This window comes from Streptomyces sp. S07_1.15 (assembly GCF_020739505.1).
Lineage (GTDB): Bacteria > Actinomycetota > Actinomycetes > Streptomycetales > Streptomycetaceae > Streptomyces > Streptomyces xinghaiensis.
On record NZ_JAJBZK010000001.1, the window covers coordinates 5868360 to 5890502 of the forward strand.

The 22143-nt window shown below is 73.5% G+C and carries 14 protein-coding genes; 6 read left to right on the forward strand and 8 right to left on the reverse strand.

The genetic code is table 11. The features are described from left to right. From LIX60_RS25140 to LIX60_RS25160, 5 genes are all read right to left on the reverse strand, one after another. Nucleotides 1-1911, reverse strand: coding sequence for a branched-chain amino acid ABC transporter permease (locus LIX60_RS25140; protein WP_227960843.1), 1911 nt, complete (start codon nt 1909-1911; stop codon nt 1-3). 5 nt (nt 1912-1916) lie between these two features. Continuing rightward, entirely contained in the window at nt 1917-2846 is a 930-nt protein-coding gene (locus tag LIX60_RS25145; protein ID WP_019709534.1) for a branched-chain amino acid ABC transporter permease, read from the reverse strand. A 103-nt stretch (nt 2847-2949) separates the two neighbouring features. Beyond that, complete coding sequence (locus tag LIX60_RS25150; RefSeq protein WP_227960845.1) at nt 2950-4188, reverse strand: branched-chain amino acid ABC transporter substrate-binding protein; 1239 nt, start codon at nt 4186-4188, stop codon at nt 2950-2952. A gap of 618 nt (nt 4189-4806) precedes the next feature. Further along, a complete protein-coding gene (locus LIX60_RS25155; protein WP_019709536.1) occupies nt 4807-5268 on the reverse strand; it encodes a PaaI family thioesterase in 462 nt (153 codons plus the stop codon). A gap of 101 nt (nt 5269-5369) precedes the next feature. Beyond that, the gene (locus LIX60_RS25160; RefSeq protein ID WP_227960847.1) at nt 5370-7739 is read right to left on the reverse strand and encodes an FdhF/YdeP family oxidoreductase; all 2370 of its coding nucleotides are present in this window, start codon (nt 7737-7739) and stop codon (nt 5370-5372) included. 209 nt (nt 7740-7948) lie between these two features. On the opposite strand from LIX60_RS25160, the gene polA reads away from it, so the two are divergent. Then, the gene (gene polA / locus LIX60_RS25165) at nt 7949-10681 is read left to right on the forward strand and encodes a DNA polymerase I (protein ID WP_227960849.1); all 2733 of its coding nucleotides are present in this window, start codon (nt 7949-7951) and stop codon (nt 10679-10681) included. 163 nt (nt 10682-10844) lie between these two features. On the opposite strand, the gene LIX60_RS25170 is transcribed toward polA, so the two are convergent. Beyond that, complete coding sequence (locus LIX60_RS25170; RefSeq protein ID WP_227960851.1) at nt 10845-11780, reverse strand: DUF4184 family protein; 936 nt, start codon at nt 11778-11780, stop codon at nt 10845-10847. A 482-nt stretch (nt 11781-12262) separates the two neighbouring features. Between LIX60_RS25170 and LIX60_RS25175 the strand changes: the two genes are divergently transcribed. Beyond that, a complete protein-coding gene (locus tag LIX60_RS25175) occupies nt 12263-13609 on the forward strand; it encodes a lytic transglycosylase domain-containing protein (RefSeq protein WP_227960853.1) in 1347 nt (448 codons plus the stop codon). 399 nt (nt 13610-14008) lie between these two features. Here LIX60_RS25175 and hrpB read toward each other — a convergent pair whose 3' ends face one another. Both hrpB and LIX60_RS25185 read right to left on the reverse strand, forming a co-directional pair. After that, nucleotides 14009-16645, reverse strand: a complete 2637-nt coding sequence (gene hrpB, locus LIX60_RS25180; RefSeq protein ID WP_227960855.1) for an ATP-dependent helicase HrpB — start codon at nt 16643-16645, stop codon at nt 14009-14011. Nucleotides 16646-16937: 292 nt separating this feature from the next. Continuing rightward, nucleotides 16938-17876: a class I SAM-dependent methyltransferase gene (locus tag LIX60_RS25185; RefSeq protein ID WP_227960857.1), complete on the reverse strand. Its 939-nt coding sequence runs from the start codon at nt 17874-17876 to the stop codon at nt 16938-16940. Nucleotides 17877-18255: 379 nt separating this feature from the next. Between LIX60_RS25185 and rpsA the strand changes: the two genes are divergently transcribed. The 4 genes from rpsA (at nt 18256) to LIX60_RS25205 (ending at nt 22100) form a co-directional block, all read left to right on the forward strand. After that, nucleotides 18256-19776 carry a 30S ribosomal protein S1 gene (gene rpsA / locus LIX60_RS25190; protein ID WP_043463184.1) on the forward strand — a complete coding sequence of 507 codons (1521 nt, stop codon included), beginning with the start codon at nt 18256-18258 and terminating at the stop codon, nt 19774-19776. A 195-nt stretch (nt 19777-19971) separates the two neighbouring features. After that, nucleotides 19972-20913 (forward strand): PAC2 family protein, encoded by a 942-nt coding sequence (locus LIX60_RS25195; protein ID WP_043463183.1) that lies wholly within the window; start codon nt 19972-19974, stop codon nt 20911-20913. 52 nt (nt 20914-20965) lie between these two features. Next, entirely contained in the window at nt 20966-21583 is a 618-nt protein-coding gene (coaE, locus tag LIX60_RS25200) for a dephospho-CoA kinase (RefSeq protein WP_227960859.1), read from the forward strand. A 154-nt stretch (nt 21584-21737) separates the two neighbouring features. Further along, complete coding sequence (locus tag LIX60_RS25205; protein ID WP_043463180.1) at nt 21738-22100, forward strand: tetratricopeptide repeat protein; 363 nt, start codon at nt 21738-21740, stop codon at nt 22098-22100. The last annotated feature ends 43 nt before the right edge of the window (nt 22101-22143 follow it).

Sequence of the window (22143 nt, forward strand, 5' to 3'; positions counted from 1 at the left end):
TCAGGCCTCCGCCTTGCCGAGGCCGGCGGTGCCGCCGGGTGGGGTGTCGTTGCCGTTGCTGTTTCCCGTGCCGGTGCGGTTGCCGGTGCCGCCCGGGGTGCCGGTGCTGCCGTTTCCGTTTCCGTTGGTGTCCGTGAGTGCCGTTGTGTCGGGCACGTCGAGTTGTCCGGTCTCGTGGAATTCCAGTTGCTTTCTGCGGTCGGCGACGAGGCCCTCGGGGCGGAAGCGCATGAGGAGGACGAGTGCGAGGCCGAAGAAGAGGAGCTGGTATTCGCCGATGAACTGGAGTTTCGCCGGGATGAGGAAGAGGAGCGCGGCGCCGATGAGGGGTCCGCCGACGGTTCCCATGCCGCCGAGGATGACGGCGGCGAGGAGGAAGGCGGAGTTGGGTGGTACGGCTTCGACGAATTTGTACTGTTCGGGGTCGATGGAGGAGACGGCGTGTGCCTGGACGGTGCCGGCGAGTCCGGCGAGGGTGGCGCCGAGGGCGAAGGCGATGAGCTTGAAGCGGAAGGCGTTGATGCCCATGGCGCGGGCGGCGGTTTCGTCTTCGCGGATGGCGACCCAGGCGCGGCCGATCCGGGAGGAGTCGGAGCGCCGGAAGACGGAGACGACGATGACGGTGAAGAACAGCATCAGCCAGAAGTAGTTGGCCGACCGGGTGAAGTCGAAGCCGAGGAAGCTGTGGGACTCACCGAAGTTGAATCCGAGGATTTCGAGGTCGGGGATCTGGGGGATGCCGGTGGAGCCGTTGGTGATGGCGGGTCCGGAGATGCCGTCGAGGTTCTGCATGCCGATGCGGAAGATCTCGCCGAAGCCGAGGGTGACGATGGCGAGGTAGTCGCCGCGGAGGCGGAGGGTGGGGGCGCCGATGAGGACGCCGAAGACGAGGGAGACGAGGGCTCCGGTGAGGACGGCGGCCCAGAAGGGGAATTGGACGCCGATGCTGGAGAAGGGGGAGCCGGAGACGAGGGCGGCGGTGTAGGCGCCGACGCCGAGGAAGGCGACGTAGCCGAGGTCGAGGAGGCCGGCGAGGCCGACGACGACGTTCAGTCCGAGGGCGACGGTCGCGAAGATGAGGATGTTCGCGGCGATGGAGGTGAACTGGTTGTCGCTCTGGAGGAAGGGGAACGCGGCGGCGGCGACGAAGGCGGAGGCGATGGAGATGTTGCGGTGCCGGGCGGTGAGCCGGCTGACGCGCCGGATGAGGCCGGCTTTGGAGAGGGCGGGTACGGCGAGGCCGGTGAGGAGGAGGAAGCCGATGAAGAGTTCGCCGTATTCGGTGGCGATGCCGTAGGTGAAGACGTACAGGAGGACCGCGAAGGCGGCGGCGATGAGGAGGATCTCGGCCCAGGAGGGGAGGTCCTTGGCGCGGCCGGGTGCGGGTGCCTTCATGGCGTGGCGGAGCCGCTGGAGGGGGGTTGCGGTGGGTTGGCCGGGGCCGGCGGGGGTGTCGGCGGGGAGGCCGAGGGCGGCTGCGGCGGTGAGGAGGGAGGCGAGGGCGGCGATCCAGCCGCCGGGTTCCAGGTTGACGAGGCCGCCGAGGGTGGTGGTGATGGCGGCGACGGCGTACCAGGTGGTGGCGAGGGTGCCGAGGGCGAGGAGGAGGACGGGGCTGTTGGTGCCGCCGGGGGTGAGCCAGCGGAGGCCGCGGATGCCGTGTCCGGAGAGGAGGAAGAGGAGGGTGAGGAGGGAGCCGGTGAGGGTGAGGACCTGGAGGCCGCCGGGGTAGCCGGTGACGGTGAGGTTGCCGGGGAAGGCGGAGGTCCAGGTCCAGGCGAGGAAGGTGCTCGCGAGGGTGAGGGCGGCTCCGGCGGCGGTGCCGATGCGGGCGGCGCCGGTGGGGAGGGTGAGGACGCCCGGGGTGGTGGCCGGGGCGGTGGTCTCGGGGGTGGTCTGCGTTGTGGTCATGGTGATCACGCCCGATCCGCGACGCGTTCGCCGAGTAGGCCTTGTGGCCGTAGCAGCAGGACGAGGATGAGGAGGACGAAGGCCCATACGTCCTTCCAGGCGCCGCCGCCGAAGAGTTCCATGCCGGGGATGAATTCGATGTAGGCGGTGGCCATGGCTTCGGAGAGGCCGAGGACGAGTCCGCCGATCATGGCGCCGTAGATGTTGCCGATGCCGCCGAGGACGGCGGCGGTGAAGGCTTTGAGTCCGGCGATGAAGCCCATCTTGAATTCGACCTGGCCGTATTTGAGGCCGTGGGCGATGGCGGCGATGGCGGCGAAGGCGGCGCCGATGGCGAAGGCGGTGACGATGATGCGGTCGGTGTTGATGCCCATGAGCTTGGCGGTGTCGGGGTCCTGCGAGGTGGCCTGCATGGCGCGGCCGGTGCGGGACTTGGCGACGAAGAGCGCCAGGGTGATCATGCAGATGGGGGCTGCGGCGATGAGGAAGAGTTCGCCGCGCTGGACGGAGAAGGGCCCGAGGTCGATGGGGCCGCCGCCGATCTGGGGGAAGGGGCGGGCCTTCTTGGCGTCGGGGTAGAAGGCCCAGATCGCCTGCTGGAGGGCGATGGAGAGGCCGATGGCGGTGATGAGGGGTGCCAGGCGGGGGCCGCCGCGCAGTGGGCGGTAGGCGAACCGTTCCGCCCCCACTCCGACGAGGACGGAGGCCATCATGCCCATGAGGAGCATGAGCGGCAGGGCCAGGGCGATGGAGGTGCCGTCGGGGAGGAGGAGCCAGGCGGTGAGGGCTCCGAATCCGCCGATCATGAAGATCTCGCCGTGGGCGAAGTTGATGAGCTGGACTATGCCGTAGACCATGGTGTACCCGATGGCGATCAAGCCGTACATCGCACCGAGGATCAGGCCGTTGGCAAGCTGCTGCGGCAGGTCGTGCACCGCTGGGCCTCCGAGTATGGGTGGTGGATACGGCTGCGCGGGGGCGCTGGTGGCGCCCCCGCGCAGCTGCGGTGAAGCGTCGGGCGGGCGGGTGTGCCCTGGGTCAGTCCTGGTATTCGCCGGTCTGGACGACGGTGTGCTCGCCGTTCTTGACCTCGTAGAGGGAGAGCTGCTTGTTGGTGGTGTCGCCGTATTCGTCGAAGGCGACGGCGCCGCTGACGCCTTCGAAGGAGACGTCCTGGACGGCCTTGACGACTTCGCTGCGGGCCTTGTCCATGTCCTCGGGGAGCTTGCCGTCGTTGTTCTCGGCGACGGCCTTGACGGCCTGGATGATCGCCCAGACGCTGTCGTAGGCGTAGCCGCCGTAGGCCTCGTAGGGCAGGTCGTAGCCGGCGGCCTCGTAGTCCTTCATGAAGGCCTTGGCGGTGTCGAGGGTTTCGAGGGGGGCGCCGACGGAGCTGGCGAAGTCGCCTTCGGCGTTCTTCTTGGCGAGCTTGATGTACTCGCCGCTGAAGAGGGCGTCGCCGCCGACGACGGGGATCTTGGCTCCGGCCTTCTTGATCTGGTCGGAGAGGGGGGCGCCGGCCGGGTACTCGCCGCCGTAGTAGACGAAGTCGGCGTCGGAGTTGCTGACCTTGGTGGCGATGGCGGAGAAGTCGGTGTCCTCGGGGTTGACGTGGTCGGTGCCGACGACCTTGCCGCCGAGCTTGACGAACTCGTCCTTGAAGGTGCCCGCGAGGCCGGCTCCGTAGGTCTTCTTGTCGTCGATGACGAAGACCTTCTTGAGCTTCTTCTCCTCGTACATGTACTGGGCGGCGTAGGGGCCCTGCACGGCGTCCGTGGTGGAGGTGCGGAAGTAGGTCTTGAAGGGGCGGACCTTCTTGCCGCTGCGCCAGTCCTTGCCCTGGGTGAGTTCGGGGGCGGTGTTGGCGGGGGATATGAGCGCCATGTCGGCGTTGTCGAACGCCTTCTGCATCGGCGGGGCGACGTTGGAGTTCAGCGGGCCGATGGCGGCGATGGCCTGCTTGTTGTCGATGACGCGGTTGGCGTTCTGCTGGCCGGTGCCGGGCTGGGCGACGTCGTCGAGCGCCAGCATCTTGAAGGTGACGCCGTCGACTTCCTTGTTCTTGTTGGCGGTCTTGATGGCCAGTTCGGCGGAGTTCTTGATGCCCTGGCCGAGGGCGGAGAGCTTGCCGGAGAGCGGGGCGTCGACGCCGATCACGACGGTGGTGTTGCCGCCGTCTCCGCCTCCCGCGCTGTCGTCGCGCGAACCGCAGGCCGTGAGTGTGAGTGCCCCCGCGGTGACCGCGGTGGTGATGATGAGCAAGGAACGTTGACGCACGTTCTGTCCTTTCCCCTGGCGCGGCCTTCTCGCCTGAGTGGGCCGTGTGCGTTGCCGGGCGGGGGCAGTGCGCTTGGTGGGCATTGCGGTGTCGCACCCGGCGGCGCGGTAACTGGCGGTGAATATATGGGGATGAGCTACGGCCCGGCAGAGGGCGGGAGAGGATGTGACGCTCTTGTTATGCCCGGTGTGTCTTCGGGGGCCGGTGCGGGGGGCGTGGGGGCTGCCGGTGGGGGACCGCTCGGGCAGCGGACGGCCCGGAGGGGGTGATTCCGCAGTTCGGCCGTGGGGTGGGGCGGCGGGGTGCCGGGGTGGGGTCCGCATATCGTGCGCGCCGCCGGGGGAGGGGCCGGTGGGGTGGGGGCGCGGGCGGGTCCGGCGGGAAACCGTCGGGCACGAATATCACGCTGTGTTACGACGGTGTGAGCGGACCGGACGTTTCGGACACGGTGCGTGGGGGCCGGGGGCCCGCGGCGCGGGGAGCGGCCGTCGCCGGGTGCGGGGTGCGGGACGGCCGGAGCCGGGGCCGGGAGCCGGACGGCCGCCGCGGCGGGGTGTGCGGTGGGGGTGCGGCGCCCCGGCCGGCGGGAGGGACCGGGGCGGCGGCGGGGTGCGGCGTCAGCTGGCGGGTGCGTCCTTGAGCAGGCAGGTGAGCCGCGCGCTGCAGACCCTCCGGCCGTCCTCGTCGGTGATGACGGTCTCGTAGGTCGCGGTGGTGCGGCCGCGGTGGACGGGGGTGGCGACTCCGGTGACGAGGCCGGAGCGGACGCCCCGGTGGTGGGTGCAGTTCAGGTCGACGCCGACGGCCAGCTTGCCGGTGCCGCCGTGGAGCATGGCGCCGACGGAGCCCAGGGTCTCGGCGAGCACGGCGGAGGCGCCGCCGTGCAGCAGGCCGTAGGGCTGGGTGTTGCCCTCGACGGGGAGGGTGCCGACGACCCGCTCGGCGGAGGCCTCCAGGACCTCCAGGCCCATGCGCGCGCCGAGGTGCCCGGCGGAGAACAGGGTGGTGAGGTCGATGCCGAGGCCGGCGTACTCGTCCAGGACCTCCTGGGGAAAGATGATCTTGCTCTGCTCACCCATGGGGCGCGGCTCCGGTTCTCGCTGGGGACCCGGCGGGGGCGTCCCGCCGGTGTGGTGTGCACCGTCCTATCAGGACTCCCCGGCGGGCGCTGTGCCGGGGATCACGGGGCGGCCGGGAGGCCGTCCCGCTCTCCGGCCGGCGGGGTGGGTTCGAGCCGGATGACGACGGACTTGCTGGCGGGGGTGTTGCTGGTGTCGGCGGTGGCGTCGAGGGGGACGAGGACGTTCGTCTCGGGGTAGTAGGCGGCGGCGCAGCCGCGGGCGGTGGGGTAGTGCACCACGCGGAAGCCGGGGGCGCGGCGTTCGGCGCCGTCGGTCCATTCGCCGACGAGGTCGGCGTAGGAGCCGTCGGGGAAGCCGAGGGCGCGGGCGTCCTCGGGGTGGACGAGGACGACGCGGCGGCCGCCCTTGATGCCGCGGTAGCGGTCGTCGAGCCCGTAGATGGTGGTGTTGTACTGGTCGTGGGAGCGGAGGGTCTGCAGCAGGAGGCGGCCTTCGGGCACGCGGGGGTGTGCCAGGGGCGCGGCGGTGAAGTTGGCCTTGCCGGTGGCGGTGGGGAAGCGGCGGTCGTCGCGGGGGGCGTGCGGCAGGGTGAAGCCGCCGGGCCGGGAGACCTTGGCTTCGAAGTCGTCGAAGCCGGGGATCACGCGGGAGATCCGGTCGCGGATGAGCCGGTAGTCCTCTTCGAACCGCTCCCAGGGCACGCGGCTGGCCGAGCCGAGGACGCGGCGGGCGAGGCGGCAGACGATGGCGGTCTCGGAGAGCAGGTGGGGGCTCGCGGGTTCGAGGCGGCCGCGGGAGGCGTGCACCATGCCCATGGAGTCCTCGACGGTGACGAACTGTTCGCCGCCCGCCTGCATGTCGCGTTCGGTGCGGCCGAGGGTGGGGAGGATCAGGGCGCGGGCGCCGGTGACCACGTGGGAGCGGTTGAGCTTGGTGGAGACGTGGACGGTGAGCCGGGCGCGGCGCATCGCGGCTTCGGTGACGGCGGTGTCGGGGGAGGCGGAGACGAAGTTGCCGCCCATGGCGAAGAAGACTTTCGCGGTGCCGTCGCGCAGGGCGCGGATGGAGCGGACGACGTCGTAGCCGTGGTGGCGCGGGGGCGCGAAGCCGAACTCCTTCTCCAGGGCGTCGAGGAAGGCGGGGGCGGGGCGTTCGAAGATGCCCATGGTGCGGTCGCCCTGCACGTTGCTGTGGCCGCGGACGGGGCAGACGCCGGCGCCGGGGCGGCCGATGTTGCCGCGGAGCAGCAGGAAGTTGACGATCTCGCGGATGGTGGGGACGGAGTGCTTGTGCTGGGTGAGGCCCATGGCCCAGCAGACGATGATGCTGCGGGCGCCGAGGACCATCCGCAGCGCGGCGTCGATGTCGGCGCGGCCCAGGCCGGTGGCGCGCAGGATCTCGTCCCAGTCGGCGGAGCGGGCGGCGGCGGCGAACTCCTCGAAGCCGTGGGTGTGTTCGCGGATGAAGGCTTCGTCGACGGGCGGGGGGCCGCCGGGTGAGGCGGTCGTGTGCCCGGCGCCGGGCCGGCCGGCGGCCGTGTCGGCCGCTTCGAGGAGGAGCCGGTTGAGGGCGCGGAAGAGGGCCTGGTCGCCGCCGATCCGGATCTGCAGGAAGAGGTCGGTGAGGGGGGTGCCACGGCCGGTGAGGCCGCGGGCGGTCTGCGGGTTCCTGAACCGCTCCATGCCGGCCTCGGGCAGCGGGTTGACCGTGATGATGCGGGCCCCGGCGGCCTTGGCCCGTTCCAGGGCGGTGAGCATGCGCGGGTGGTTGGTGCCCGGGTTCTGGCCGGCGACGATGATGAGGTCGGCCCGGTCGAGGTCGTCGAGGAGGACGCTGCCCTTGCCGACGCCGAGGGTCTCGGTGAGCGCGGAGCCCGAGGACTCGTGGCAGAGGTTGGAGCAGTCGGGCAGGTTGTTGGTGCCGAACTCGCGGGCGAAGAGCTGGTAGAGGAACGCCGCTTCGTTGCCGGTGCGGCCGGAGGTGTAGAAGACGGCCTCGTCGGGGGAGTCCAGGGCGCGCAGTTCCTCGGCGATGATGTCGAACGCGCGCTCCCAGGGCACCGGTTGGTAGTGGGTGGCGCCCTCGGGGAGGTACATCGGCTGGGTGATCCTGCCCTGCTGGCCGAGCCAGTAGCCGCTGCGGCCGGCGAGGGCGGCGACGGGGTGGGCGGCGAAGAAGTCGGGGGTGACCCGGCGCAGTGTCGCCTCCTCGGCGACGGCCTTGGCGCCGTTCTCGCAGAACTCGGCGGCGTGCCGCTTGTCGCCCTCGGGCCAGGCGCAGCCGGGGCAGTCGAAGCCGTCCTTCTGGTTGACCCTGAGGAGGGTGAGGGCGGTGCGGCGGACGCCCATCTGCCGTCCGGCCATGCGCAGGGTGTGGCCGACGGCGGGCAGCCCGGCGACGGCGCGGGGCGGGGGGCCGACCTCCGGGGCGTCCTGGACCGGGTCGCTTGCGGGCGGCTTGCCTGCCATGGCTTCTCCCTCGGGCTCCTGCGGGCGGCGGGTGCGTGGGGCCGATCCTCCCACGGGGTGCCGGCGGGGGATCCGGTGCCGCGGGGCGGCACGGGCCCTCATGCCGCGGTGGTGTGCGGGTGGGGCGCGGGGCGGCACGGGGCGGCGCGGGGCGGAGGGGGGTGTCGGCGGGGCGGGCAGTGTCGGTGGGGTCTGGCAGGATCGTGGGCGTGGCGAAGACAGCATCGAAGAAGACCGCAGCGACCGCTTCTCCAGGGCAGGGGGACGGCCGGCCCCGACTGATGCTCATGGACGGGCACTCCCTGGCGTACCGCGCGTTCTTCGCGCTGCCCGCGGAGAACTTCACGACGAGCATGGGGCAGCCGACGAACGCGATCTACGGCTTCGCCTCGATGCTGGCGAACACGCTCCGTGACGAGCAGCCGACGCATCTGGCCGTCGCGTTCGACGTGTCCCGCAAGACCTGGCGTTCGGAGGAGTTCGCGGAGTACAAGGCGAACCGTTCCAAGTCGCCGGACGAGTTCAAGGGCCAGGTGGAGCTGATCGGCGAACTGCTCGACACGATGCGGGTCACCCGCTTCGCGGTGGAGGGCTACGAGGCAGACGACGTCATCGCCACGCTCGCCACCCAGGCGGAGGCCGCGGGGTTCGAGGTGCTGATCGTCACCGGTGACCGGGATTCCTTCCAGCTGGTCAGCGAGCACGTCACGGTGCTCTACCCGACGAAGGGCGTCTCGGAGCTGACCCGCTTCACCCCGGAGAAGGTGCAGGAGAAGTACGGCCTGTCCCCGGCCCAGTACCCGGACTTCGCGGCCCTGCGGGGCGACCCGTCGGACAACCTCCCCGGCATCCCGGGCGTCGGGGAGAAGACCGCCGCGAAGTGGATCAACCAGTTCGGGTCGTTCGACGAGCTGGTGGCGCGGGCCGAGGAGGTCAAGGGCAAGGCGGGGCAGAACCTCCGCGAGCATCTCGACGCCGTCAAGCTCAATCACCGCCTGACCGGTCTGATAAAGGACGTGACGCTGCCGACGGGCCCGGACGGGTTGTGCCGGGAGCCGTACGACCGCAAGTCCATGGCGGTGCTGCTGGATTCGCTGGAGATCCGCAACCCGAGTCTGCGGGAGCGACTGCTGGCCGTGGATCCGGGCGCGCAGGAGGAGGAGCCGGCCCCGGCGGCCGGCGTCGAGGTGGACGGCGAGGTGCTGGGCGCCGGGGAGCTCGCCCCCTGGCTGGAGGCGCACGGGGGGCAGCCCCTGGGGCTGGCCTCGGTCGGCAGCTGGTCGCTGGGCAGCGGCAGCTGCACCGAGATCGCCCTGGCGGTGGCCTCCGGGGAGGCCGTCTGGTTCGACCCCACCGAGCTCGACGAGACCGACGAGCGGGCCTTCGCGGCCTGGACGGCCGACGCCGGCCGGCCGAAGGTGGTGCACAAGGCGAAGGAGACCATGCGGGTCTTCGCGGAGCACGGCTGGACGGTCGCCGGGATCACCATGGACACGGCCCTCGCCGCGTATCTCGTCAAACCCGGCCGCCGCACCTTCGACCTGGACGCCCTCTCCCTGGAGTATCTGGGCCGCGAGCTGGCCCCGGCCGAGGCCGGCGGCGGGCAGCTGGCCTTCGGCGCCGACGAGGACGCCGAGCGGAACGCCCTCATGGCCGAGGCCCGTACCGTGCTGGACCTCGGCGGGGTGCTGGGGGAGCGGCTCGCGGAGGCCGGCGCCGCCGATCTGCTGCGCGAAGTGGATCTGCCGACCTCGGAGCTGCTGGCCCGGATGGAGCGGGCCGGTATCGCCGCGGACCGCGGCTGGCTGGACCGCATGGAGCAGCAGTTCGCCGCCGCCGTGCAGCAGGCGGTCCGCGAGGCGCACGACGCGGTGGGCCACGAGTTCAACCTGGGCTCCCCGAAGCAGCTCCAGGAGGTGTTCTTCGGCGAACTGGGCCTGCCCAAGACGAAGAAGACCAAGACCGGCTACACCACCGACGCCGACGCCCTGGCCTGGCTGGCCCAGCAGACCGACCACGAACTCCCCGTGATCATGCTGCGTCACCGGGAGCAGGCCCGGCTGCGGTCCACGGTCGAGGGGCTGATCAAGACGATCGCGCCCGACGGGCGCATCCACACCTCCTTCAACCAGACGGTGGCCGCCACGGGCCGGCTCTCCTCCACCGACCCCAACCTGCAGAACATCCCGGTCCGCACGGACGAGGGCCGCGCCATCCGCCGCGGCTTCGTCGTCGGCGAGGGCTACGAATCCCTGCTGACCGCCGACTACAGCCAGATCGAGCTGCGGGTGATGGCCCACCTCTCGGAGGACGAGGGCCTGATCGAGGCGTTCACCTCCGGCGAGGACCTGCACTCCACCGTCGCCTCCCAGGTCTTCGGCGTCAGCCGCGGCAGCGTCGACCCGGAGATGCGGCGCAAGATCAAGGCCATGTCCTACGGGCTCGCCTACGGTCTCTCCGCGTTCGGGCTGTCCCAGCAGCTCGGCATCGAGGCGGCCGAGGCCCGGCGGCTGATGGACACCTACTTCGAGCGCTTCGGCGGGGTCCGGGACTACCTCCACCGGGTGGTGGAGGAGGCGAGGGCCAGCGGCTACACCTCGACGATCCTGGGCCGCCGCCGCTATCTGCCCGACCTCAACAGCGACAACCGGCAGCGCCGGGAGGCCGCCGAGCGGATGGCGCTCAACGCCCCCATCCAGGGGACCGCCGCCGACATCGTGAAGGTCGCGATGCTGCGGGTCGACCGGGCGCTGGCGGAGCAGAAGCTGGAATCCCGGATGCTGCTCCAGGTGCACGACGAAATCGTGCTGGAGGTGGCGCACGGCGAGCGCGGCCCGGTGGAGGAGCTGGTCCGCCGCGAGATGGCCGGGGCCGCCGACCTGCGGGCGCCGCTGGACGTGGCCGTCGGCTTCGGGGCGGACTGGGAGTCGGCCGCCCACTGACGGCGGGCCGGGTCAGCCGTCCCCGGGGGGTCCCCGGCCGGCCCCGGGTGTCCCCGGGCGGAGGCCGTGCCGGGCGGCGGCTGTGCCGCCCGGCACGGCCGGGCCGGGAGTCCGCCGTGCCCGGGAGCCCCGGGCACGGCCACCGGTCGTGCCTCCGGTGGCCTCAGCGCGGGCTTCCGCGCCCCGTCCTCCCGGCCGTCCCGCCGTCGGAGGTTCCGCCACCGGCCCTGCCGGCCGGCACGGCGGCGGCCTCGCGCGGGCCGTCGGCGGCTCCCGTCCGCCGCGGCTCACCGGCCGGACCCCACCACCGGCGCGCCCGGACCGTCACCGTGTAGACCACGAGGCCGGCCGCCAGGCCCGCCCCCGCGCCGAACATGGCGGTGGGCGTGTAGTTGACGAGGTTGTAGTCCCAGCCGGTGGCGGCGTTCATGCGCAGACAGCGGTGCACGGCACCCGCCGACGCGCACAGCGCGAGCAGCACCACCACGATCAGCCGCCCGGACGCCCCCGGGCGCGGCACGGACACCGGCAGCGCCGCGTCCGGCGACCGCCGTACCGCCGACACCAGGAACGCCGCCGTACCGGCCAGCGCCAGGGCCGAACCCCCGTACTGCGCGTAGTAGTAGAGCGGGAAACCCGCCGTCATCTCGCCGAGCACGGGCAGCAGCCGCACACCCCAGCGGTCGGCGTGCGTGAACGCGTCCCACACCACGTGCGTGGTGGCGCCGAGCGCCGCCGACACCCAGAACCACAGGGCCTGCGGCAGCACCGGCCGGCCCCGCCACGGCCGTCCGCGCACCAGCCCGTACACCCGCCCCCGCCAGGCCGGCGGCACCAGTCCCACCAGCGGATCGCGGAGGACCAGCCAGCAGCCGGCCAGCAGCGCGCCGAGGAGGACGTCCACGGTCAGCACCCCGAGCGGGGAGTGGGTGACCTCGCCGAAGGCCATGGCGCCGGGCAGCACGGAGTCCGCGAAGTACGTCAGGTCCGGTGCGAACGAACCTGCGACGAGGGCCGATGCCACCAGCGGCCCGCGCGCCCGCCCGGTACGCCGGATCACCGGCAGTACGGCCGCCGCGTGGCTGAGTGTGAACGGCATGGTCCCCCTTGATCGGTACGGAACGTCCGGAGAGTACAGACGCCGGGCCGCACCCCGGGGTTCGCGCCGCCCGGGGAGAGCCGGGTCACCTCCGCGGGGCCGCCGCGGTCCGCTCCATGACTCGCGTGCCCGGCGCGGGCGGCGCCCGTCCGGCGCCGGCACGGCACGGCCACGACCGGCCGCGGAACGGACCACGACGGGGGCCGCGCCCGGCACGCGCGGCCATCGGCCGCTCCCCGGGCGTGGCCGCCCCGGGGCCACCGGACAGCCCTGCCGGAGCCGGGCGGTCCGTCTCCGCACGGCCCGATGGTGCGAATGTGGTGAAACATGCCCGGGAGGCGGTGACCTCGGGCCAGAAGTTGCCGTAGTGTCGCGGCAGTTGCCGGGAAGACCGTCATCAGAGAAGGCTGTCCGACGGCGCACGGCGCGAGTGGTGTCGGAGGGGCGGCGATTCCGCCCGGGGTCCAGGGGAGGGACGCAGCATGGCAGCGCACATCGGCCGACGGCTTCGCAGGGGAGCGGCCTCGACAGCCATCGCGGCGGTGGCGATGGCGGCGCTGACCGCCTCTCAGGCCCCGGGAACCCTGCCGTTCAAGGACCCCGACGTGCCCGCCGGTGCGCCCTCCGACGACCACCCCATCGACGGCGGATCGCCCTACCACACGGAACTGCCGCCGCTGCAGACCCCGGACAAGCCCGGCGCCTCCATAGACCTGCCGGGTGCCGGGGACCCGGACTCCGGCATACCGGCCACCGTCCTCGCCGCGTACAAGAGGGCCGAGGCGTCGCTCGCCGACACCAACCCGGGCTGCAACCTCCCCTGGGAACTGCTCGCCGCGATCGGCAAGGTGGAATCCGGACAGGCCGGTGGCGGAGCCGTGGACGCCGAGGGCACCACCCTCAAGCCCATCCTCGGCCCGCAGCTCAACGGCAACGGCTTCGCCAACATCTCGGACACCGACGGCGGCACGTACGACAACGACACCGTGCACGACCGGGCCGTCGGCCCGATGCAGTTCATCCCGGAGACCTGGATGCGATGGGGCGCCGACGGCAACGGCGACGGCGCGAAGGACCCCAACAACATCTACGACGCGGCGCTCGCCGCCGGGCGCTACCTCTGCGCCGGCAACCGCGATCTGTCGGAGCCGGCCGATCTCGAGGCCGCCATCCTCGGCTACAACCGCTCGCGGGAGTATCTGCGCACGGTCCTGTCCTGGCTGGAGTTCTACCGCAAGGGCACGCACGAGGTGCCCGACGGCACCGGTGTCCTGCCCCGCACCCCCGGCGCCGGCGCCTCGGACGGCGGCGGGGCCGGCGGCTCCGGCGGCCGGGGCGGTTCGCAGAAGGACGACTCCGGTTCCGGTGACGGCAAGGACAACGGCTCGGGGAAGCAGCGGAACGAGGACCCGGGCAAGGGCTCCGGCGGCAAGGACGACGAAACCGGCACGCCGACCAGGTCCGGCTCGCCCACCGCCACCGCCACCGGCGGCGGAACCATCAGCCCCGGAGGGAGTCCTTCCTCCTCCGCGAGCTCGTCCCCGTCCGCGTCCCCCTCGCAGTCCCAGCCGGAGGACGAGGAGAGCACGCCTCCCGCCGAGTGCCCCACCGAGTCGGTCTCCCCCTCACCGAGCGGAAGCTCGGGCTCCGCCAGCCCGACGCCCACCCCCAGCGGCAGCGGGTCGCCCTCGGCATCGCCCAGCGGCGAGCCCGGCGACGACCCCTGCGCCGACGAGGACGCCGGAGAGCAGAAGGCCCCCGAGCCGGAGCCGAGTTCCTCGACCGGTTCGGTCCTCGGAGCCGCGCTGGCCCGGCTGACGTCCTTCTGAGACCGCGGGCGACACCACCACCCCGTGCGTCCGCTCCCGGAGCCCGGCCGCCCCCTACGGCGGCCGGGCACATCCGTTCACGGGCCGGCCGCGCGACCCTCCCCCGGGGCCCGGGTCTGCCCGGTGCCCCTCCGGCGCGGCCGTGAACCGGCCGGGCGATGCCCGCGGGCCTGCTGTGACCGGTGCTGCGGACCAGTGCATACGGGCGGCGGCGGGCCCGCCCCGGCTGCGGGGCGCCACGACGCCCCGCAGCACGGCCGTGCACGGACTCGCTCGCGGCGCGCCGCACCATGACTCGGGACGCGTCCTCCGGCGTGGCCTCCCCGGAACTCCGGTGGCGGAGGTCTCCCTCCCGCCGGCCCGTTCCGGCGGAGACGCCTCACCGCCGGAATGCCCGCCTCAGCGCCGGGTGGGTTCCGCCGCGGCCGGGTCCTCCGGCCACGGGTGCTTCGGATAGCGTCCGCGCAGCTCGGCGCGTACGGAGCGGTAGCCCTCGCGCCAGAAGGACGCCAGATCCGCGGTCACCGCCGCCGGGCGTCCGGCGGGGGAGAGGAGGTGGACCAGCAGCGGCACCCGGCCGCCCGCGATCCGCGGTGTCTCCTGCCAGCCGAACAACTCCTGGAGTTTGGCGGCCAGTACCGGCTGCGGGCCGCCGTAGTCGATCCGGACGCGGGAACCGCTCGGCACCGCGATCCGCTCCGGCGCCAGCTCGTCGAAACGGGCGGCCTCACCCGTGGCCCACGGCAGCAGATGGGACAGGGCCCGGCCCGCGTCGGTACGCTCCAGATCGGCCCGCCGCCGTGCCCTCTCCAGTGCGGGCCCCAGCCACTCCTCCACACGGCCGGGCGCCAGCAGGGCCGCGTCGGAGACATCGGACCAGGGGTCCCCCAGCTCCCGGTGGAGGAACGCCATCCGCTCCCGCAGCTGCGCGGCCTCCCGCGACCAGCGCAGCAGCCCCGGCCCCTCCCGCCGCAGACCGTCCAGCAGCGCGGCCCGCACGGCGGCTCCGTCCGGGGAGGACAGGGGGCGCGCGGAGAGTTCGAGCGCCCCCAGCCGTTCCACCCGGCGCGCCACGACATCGCCGCGCTCCGCCGACCAGACGACCTCCTCCCCGGCCGCGTACAGCGGCGCGGCAGCCCACCGTGCGGTCTCCTCGCCGATGACCGCGGCCAGCCGTATCCGCGCCGATGCCGCCGCGACCGGCCGGTCGGCGGCGGCGACGGCGAGCCACTCGGCGGTCCCCAGCCGCGAGCCCTGGCCCAGTTCGGCTCCGGTGCCCGAGGCCATCAGATACGTGCCCGTCCCGCGCCGCCGCGCCACCCGCTCCGGGAACGCGAGCGCGGCCACCAGCCCGGCGGCCCCGTCGTCCGAGAGCGCCCCACCGCCGCTTCCGCCGCCGTCCCCGGCCGCCCGGCCGCCCGCGTCCACGGCGCTCTCCAGACGCCGCACCTCGCGCCGCCAGCGCGCCGCGTAAGCGCCCTGACCGCCCTGACCGCCTTGGCCACCCTGACCGCCCTGGCCACCCGGCCCGCTCCGCCCGCCGCCGTCCCGGTGTCCGCCGCCTCCGCGCACCGCACGCCACACCGCCGCGAGATCGTCCCCGAGCGCACGCGGCGGTTCCTCCGACAGCAGGGCCACCAACTCCGCGGCCCGGCGCGCACCCACCTCCCGCGCGCCGTCCAGAAGCGCCCGCGCCAGGCGCGGATGCAGGCCCAGCCGGGCCATCCGGAGGCCCCGTTCCGTCGGCCGGCCGTTCTCGTCCACCGCCCCGACCGCGGTCAGCACCTCCCGCGCCGCCGCCATCGCCCCGGCCGGCGGCGGATCCGGCAGGGCGAGCGACGACGCGTCGGGATCGCCCCAGCAGGCGGCGTGCAGCGCGAACGGCGCCAGGTCCGCCACCGCGATCTCCGGCGACGGACTGCGCGGCAGCCGCCCGTCCTCGGCCTCCGCCCAGCAGCGGTAGGCCCGGCCCGGCGCCTCGCGCCCGGCGCGCCCCGCCCGCTGGACGGCGGACGCGGCCGAGACCCGTACGGTCGTCAGCGCCCCCAGCCCGCGCCCGTGGTCCATCCGGGGCTCCCGTGCCAGTCCGGAGTCCACGACCGTGCGCACCCCCGGCACCGTCAGGCTGGACTCGGCGACCGACGTGGCCAGCACCACCCGCCGCCGCTCCCCGCCCCCGCGCAGCACCGCCTCCTGGACGGCCGCCGGGGCCTGCCCGTGCAGGTGCAGCACCTCGGCTCCGAGACCGCCCAGCATTCCGGCGACCCGCGCGATCTCCCCGACACCGGGGAGGAAGCACAGCACGTCGCCGTCCGTCTCCCGCAGCGCGGTCCGCACGGTCGCGGCGACGTGCTCCAGCAGCGCCGGGTCGACGCGGGTGCCGTGCGGCGGGCGCACCGGCCGCGGCGGTGGCGCGTACGCGACCGTCACCGGGTGCGCCCGGCCCTCCGCCCGTACGGCCGGCGCCGGACCCCCGCCCTCCTGGCCGCCGAGCAGCCGCGACCAGGCGGCGGCGTCCGTCGTCGCGGAGGCCGCCACCAGCCACAGCCCGGGCCTGAGCGCCGCCCGGACGTCCAGCAGGAAGGCGGCGGCGGTGTCGGCGTCCAGATGCCGCTCATGGCATTCGTCGAGCAGGACGGCGTCCACCCCGGGCAGCTCCGGGTCGCGCTGGAGCCGCTGGAGCAGCACACCCGTCGTGACCACCTCCACGACGGTCTCCCGGCCGGCCCGGTGCTCACCGCGCACCGTGAGGCCGACCCGGCCGCCCACGTCCTCGCCCAGCAGCCAGGCCATGCGGCGCGCGGCCGCCCGCACCGCCATCCGGCGCGGCTCGGCCACCAGCACCCGCCGCGGCTCCGGGACGCCGCCGGGGGCGAGCCCGGGCACCAGTCCGGCCAGCGCCAGCGGAACCAGGGTCGTCTTGCCGGTGCCGGGCGGGGCCTCGAGCACGGCGGCGCCGCGCTCCCGGAGCGCTTCCAGCAGCTCGGGGACGGCGGTGCGGACGGGCAGGTCGAACAGGGCGTCGGTCCGGATCACGCCCCCAGTCTCCCGGACCGGGCGGCCGGCCCGCGGCCCCGGGCGGGGCCCGGGGCACACGCCCGGCGACGGCCCGGCCGCGGCGGCGCCGGCCGCCGCCCCGGGCCCGGCGCTCCGCGAGAGGCGTCCCGTCCCGTGCGCCGCCGAGTGCCGCGCCCCGGTGTTCCCCGCCGTGGCCCGGAGGAAGCACCGTGACGCGTGCCGGCATCCCCTGCTCCCGCCGGATGCCGGGCGCTACCCCGGCACCCGGCACCCGGCCGGGCGAGAGAGAGCGGGGCGAGCCCTCGCCGCCTCAGTCCCGCGTGCAGACGAAGATCGCCGTGCCCGGGATCAGCCGCCCCCGCAGCGGGGACCAGCCGCCCCACTCCTGGGTGTTCCAGTCCGGCCACTCCGGCTCGACCAGGTCCACCAGCCGGAAACCCGCCGCGACCACGTCCCGTACCCGGTCGCCGACCGTGCGGTGGTGCTCCACGTAGACGGCGTTCCCCCGCTCGTCCTCCTCGACGTAGGGCGTGCGGTCGAAGTACGACGCGGCGACCGACAGCCCTTCCGGCCCCGGCTCGTCGGGGAAGGCCCACCGCAGCGGGTGCGTGACGGAGAAGACCCACCGTCCGCCCGGCCGCAGCACCCGGCGCACCTCCCGCATCACCCGCACCGGGTCGGCGACGAACGGGATCGCCCCGTAGGCCGAGCACGCCAGGTCGAAGGAGCCGTCGGCGAACGGCAGCGCCCCGGCATCGGCCTGGACCAGCGCCACCGGGCCGGCGGGAACCGGGCCCGCACCGGAGGCCCCGCCCGCCGCCGGACCCGTGTCGGGAGGGCCGGAGGCACCCCCGGCGGTTCCCCCGGCGCCCGGCTCCCCGTCCGCACCACCCGCACCGTCCGTGCCGGAGGCGATCCGCAGGGCGTGCCGCAGCTGGCGGTGCGAGAGGTCGAGGGCCACCGGCCGCGCGCCCTGTGCCGCCAGCCACCGGGAGCACTGGGCCGCGCCGGCCCCGATCTCCAGCACGTCCCGGCCCCGGAGCCCGGCGGCCGGCCCCAGCAGGGCGGCCTCGGCCTCGTCCAGGCCCTCCGGGCCCCAGACGAAACGGTCGTCGCCGAGGAAGGCCCCGTGCTCGTCCTGGTACTCGTCGGCGTTCCGGTCCCACCAGCCGCGGTTCGCCCGGCTGCTCTCCGCCTCGCCGGTGGCGCGCCGGGTCGCCGTCGCTTCTGGTCCGTCCTCTTGGTTCATCGCGCCCGTCGTCGTAGTCTTCCGTCCAACCCGCCGCCACGCGGTGCCGGCGGCTCCCGTCGGGGCCGTGCGGGCGCGCATGGTGCGGTTCTGCCGTGAGCGGATATCTGCCGGGTTTGGGAGTTTCCACCCATCCTGCGCTCTTCGTGCATTGACCCTGTCCGGCTGCCCCCGTATGCTACAAGTTGCGCTGCGGGCCTGCGCGCCTCAGACAGAGCAGGTCGCGCTCGCATCTGTTGCATGTCCCCTCGGTCGTCGGGACGCCGGTTCTTCCCCAGGAAGTAGGGCGTTCCAGGGCTGTCCGGCTTCGGCAGTGCGATACGGGTTCTCGGCGTAGCAGTATCTACGACACCATGTCCGTACCGGAGCCCTTTCCCACATGACGAGCAGCACCGAGGCAACCCGCACCACCCCGCAGGTGGCGGTCAACGACATCGGTTCCGAGGAAGAATTCCTCGCCGCGATCGATGAGACGATCAAGTACTTCAACGACGGCGACATCGTCGACGGCGTGATCGTGAAGGTCGACCGGGACGAGGTCCTGCTCGACATCGGTTACAAGACCGAAGGCGTCATCCCCTCCCGCGAGCTCTCGATCAAGCACGACGTCGACCCGAACGAGGTCGTGGCCGTCGGTGACGAGATCGAGGCCCTGGTTCTCCAGAAGGAGGACAAGGAAGGCCGCCTGATCCTCTCGAAGAAGCGCGCCCAGTACGAGCGCGCCTGGGGCACGATCGAGAAGATCAAGGAAGAGGACGGGATCGTCACCGGTACGGTCATCGAGGTCGTCAAGGGTGGTCTCATCCTCGACATCGGCCTCCGTGGCTTCCTCCCGGCGTCCCTCGTCGAGATGCGCCGCGTCCGCGACCTCCAGCCCTACGTGGGCAAGGAGCTCGAGGCGAAGATCATCGAGCTGGACAAGAACCGCAACAACGTGGTCCTGTCCCGCCGTGCCTGGCTGGAGCAGACGCAGAGCGAGGTCCGCCAGACCTTCCTCACCACCCTCCAGAAGGGCCAGGTGCGCTCCGGCGTCGTCTCCTCGATCGTCAACTTCGGCGCCTTCGTGGACCTCGGCGGCGTCGACGGTCTGGTCCACGTCTCCGAGCTGTCCTGGAAGCACATCGACCACCCCTCCGAGGTCGTCGAGGTCGGCCAGGAGGTCACGGTCGAGGTCCTGGACGTCGACATGGACCGCGAGCGCGTCTCCCTGTCGCTGAAGGCGACCCAGGAAGACCCGTGGCAGCAGTTCGCCCGGACCCACCAGATCGGCCAGGTCGTCCCCGGCAAGGTCACCAAGCTCGTCCCGTTCGGCGCGTTCGTCCGCGTCGACGAGGGCATCGAGGGCCTGGTGCACATCTCCGAGCTGGCCGAGCGCCACGTGGAGATCCCGGAGCAGGTCGTCCAGGTCAACGACGAGATCTTCGTCAAGGTCATCGACATCGACCTCGAGCGCCGCCGCATCAGCCTCTCGCTGAAGCAGGCCAACGAGGCCTTCGGTGCCGACCCGACGGCGGTCGAGTTCGACCCGACCCTGTACGGCATGGCCGCGTCCTACGACGACCAGGGCAACTACATCTACCCCGAGGGCTTCGACCCGGAGGCCAACGACTGGCTGCCGGGTTACGAGAAGCAGCGCGAGGAGTGGGAGCGCCAGTACGCCGAGGCGCAGCAGCGCTTCGAGCAGCACCAGGCGCAGGTCGTCAAGTCCCGCGAGGCCGACGAGCAGGCCGCGGCCGAGGGCGCTGCCGCCCCGGCCCCGGGTGCCGGCGCCGGTACCGGCGGTGGCGGTGCGGCCGGTGGCGGTTCGTACTCCTCCGAGTCCGCGGACAACTCCGGCGCCCTGGCGTCGGACGAGGCGCTGGCGGCGCTCCGCGAGAAGCTGGCCGGCGGACAGAGCTGACGCCCGGTCAACCAGGTCGTCCCGGCCGGCAGGCCGGACAGCCGAACGGCGAGGCCCGTTCCCCTTCGGGGGAGCGGGCCTCGCCGCGTCCCGGCTTCAGGCGCCCGGCGCCCGGCCGGGGCGGTCCGGTCCGTGCGGGGGGAATGCGGGTACCGCGGCCGGTGTTGACCGCACAGGAACGAGGAGGAACGGACTGTGCAGGATCCCCAGAGTTTGTACACGTGGGACCCGGACGGGCTCCCGGCCGCCGACGCGCTGAACACCCGGGACTCGGCCGGGCTCACGATGCTGTACCACTTCGAGGGGTACATCGACGCGGGCGACACCGGCGACCAGATCGTGGAGCGGCTGCTCGACGGCCTGCCCCGGCAGACCGTGGCCCGGTTCGACGCCGACCGGCTCATCGACTACCGGGCCCGGCGCCCCCTGCTCACCTTCGAGCGCGACCGCTGGACCGCCTACGACACGCCGAAGCTGGAGCTGTACCTGGTGCGGGACGCCACCGCCGCGCCGTTCCTGCTGCTCGCCGGCCCCGAACCGGATGTCGAGTGGGAGCGGTTCGCCGCGGCCGTCCGGCAGATCGTCGAACGTCTCGGCGTCCGGCTCTCGGTGAACTTCCACGGCATACCCATGGGCGTGCCGCACACCCGGCCCGTCGGCATCACCCCGCACGGCAACCGGGTGGACCTGGTGCCGGGCCACGGCGGGCTCTTCGAGGAGGCGCAGGTGCCCGGCAGCGCCGAGGCGCTGGTCGAGTTCCGGCTCGCGCAGGCCGGTCACGACGTGCTGGGCGTCGCCGCCCACGTACCGCACTACCTCGCCCGCTCGCCCTACCCCGACGCGGCGCTCACCGTGCTGGAGGCCGTCACGGCGGCCACCGGACTCGTGCTGCCCGGGGTGGCGCACGCGCTCCGCAGCGAGGCGCACCGCACCCAGGCCGAGATCGAACGCCAGCTCGGGCAGGGGGACGAGGAGCTGGTGGCGCTCGTCCAGGGACTGGAGCACCAGTACGACGCCGCCGCCGGGGGCGAGACCCGCGGCAATCTCGTCGCCGAGGCGACCCCGTTGCCGTCGGCGGAGGAACTGGCCGGGGAGTTCGAACGCTTTCTCGCCGAGCGCGAGGGCAACGACGGCTGACCGCCGCCGGACGCCGCCGTCCGCGCCCCGTACCGCCCGGTAGGCTGACCTCATGCTGAAGGTGGGTCTGACCGGCGGTATCGGCGCGGGCAAGAGCGAGGTGTCCCGGCTCCTCGCCTCGTACGGCGCGGTGATCGTGGACGCCGACAAGATCGCGCGGGAGGTCGTCGAGCCCGGCACCCCCGGTCTGGCGGCGGTCGTCGCCGAGTTCGGCCCGGAGATCCTCACGGAGGACGGCGCCCTGGACCGGCCCCGGCTCGGCGGTGTCGTCTTCGCCGACCCCGAGCGCCTCAAGGCGCTCAACGCGATCGTGCACCCGCTCGTCGGCGCCCGTTCCGCCGAACTGGAGTCCGCCGCGGGCGAGGACGCCGTCGTCGTCCACGACGTCCCGCTGCTCGCCGAGAACGGACTCGCCCCGCTCTACGACCTGGTCGTCGTGGTCGACGCCGCCCCGGAGACCCAGCTCGGCCGGCTCGTGCGGCGGCGCGGCATGTCGGAGGAGGAGGCGCGCTCCCGGATGGCCGCGCAGGCCGGCCGGGAGCAGCGCAAGGCCGTCGCCGATCTGGTCATCGACAACGACGGCCCGATCGAGGCGCTGGAACCCCAGGTCAGGGCGGTGTGGGAAGAACTCCTGCGGCGCGAGCGGGCCACGCGCACCGCCGACGGCTGAGCGGACCCCGCGGACCCCGCGGGGCCGGGGCGGGCCACCGGGGCACCACGGTTGCCGCCGCGCGGGAATGACGGCCCCGGGGCCGGTGTTGTGGGAGACCGTACGGAGCTCGCCGCGGCCGCCGCGCCGCCGCCCGCTCCGGGAAGGAGAGACCGTGACCGCGCGCACCCCCGAGAACACCGTCATCCAGTACCGTGCCGCCGAGCAGCTGCTGGCCGCCCGCGACCCGCAGGGCGCCGTCAAGCTGCTGGACTCCGTCGTCACGGCCCACCCGGAGAACACCGCGGCCCGGCTGCTGCGCGCCCGTGCCTTCTTCCACGCCGCCCAGCTCCGCCCGGCCGAGCTGGAGTTCCAGGTCGTCCTGGAGCGCGAACCGGACAACGCCTTCGCGCACTTCGCGCTGGCCCGCACCCTGCAGCGCGCCGACCGCCCGGCCGAGGCCACCCGGCACTTCCGCCTCGCCGCGGCCCTCGACCCCCGGCCGGACTACCTCGCCGCCGCGGGCTTCGGTGGCTGACGCCGGCCTTGCCGCTGCCGGCGGCGGCCACCGCTCCGCCCCC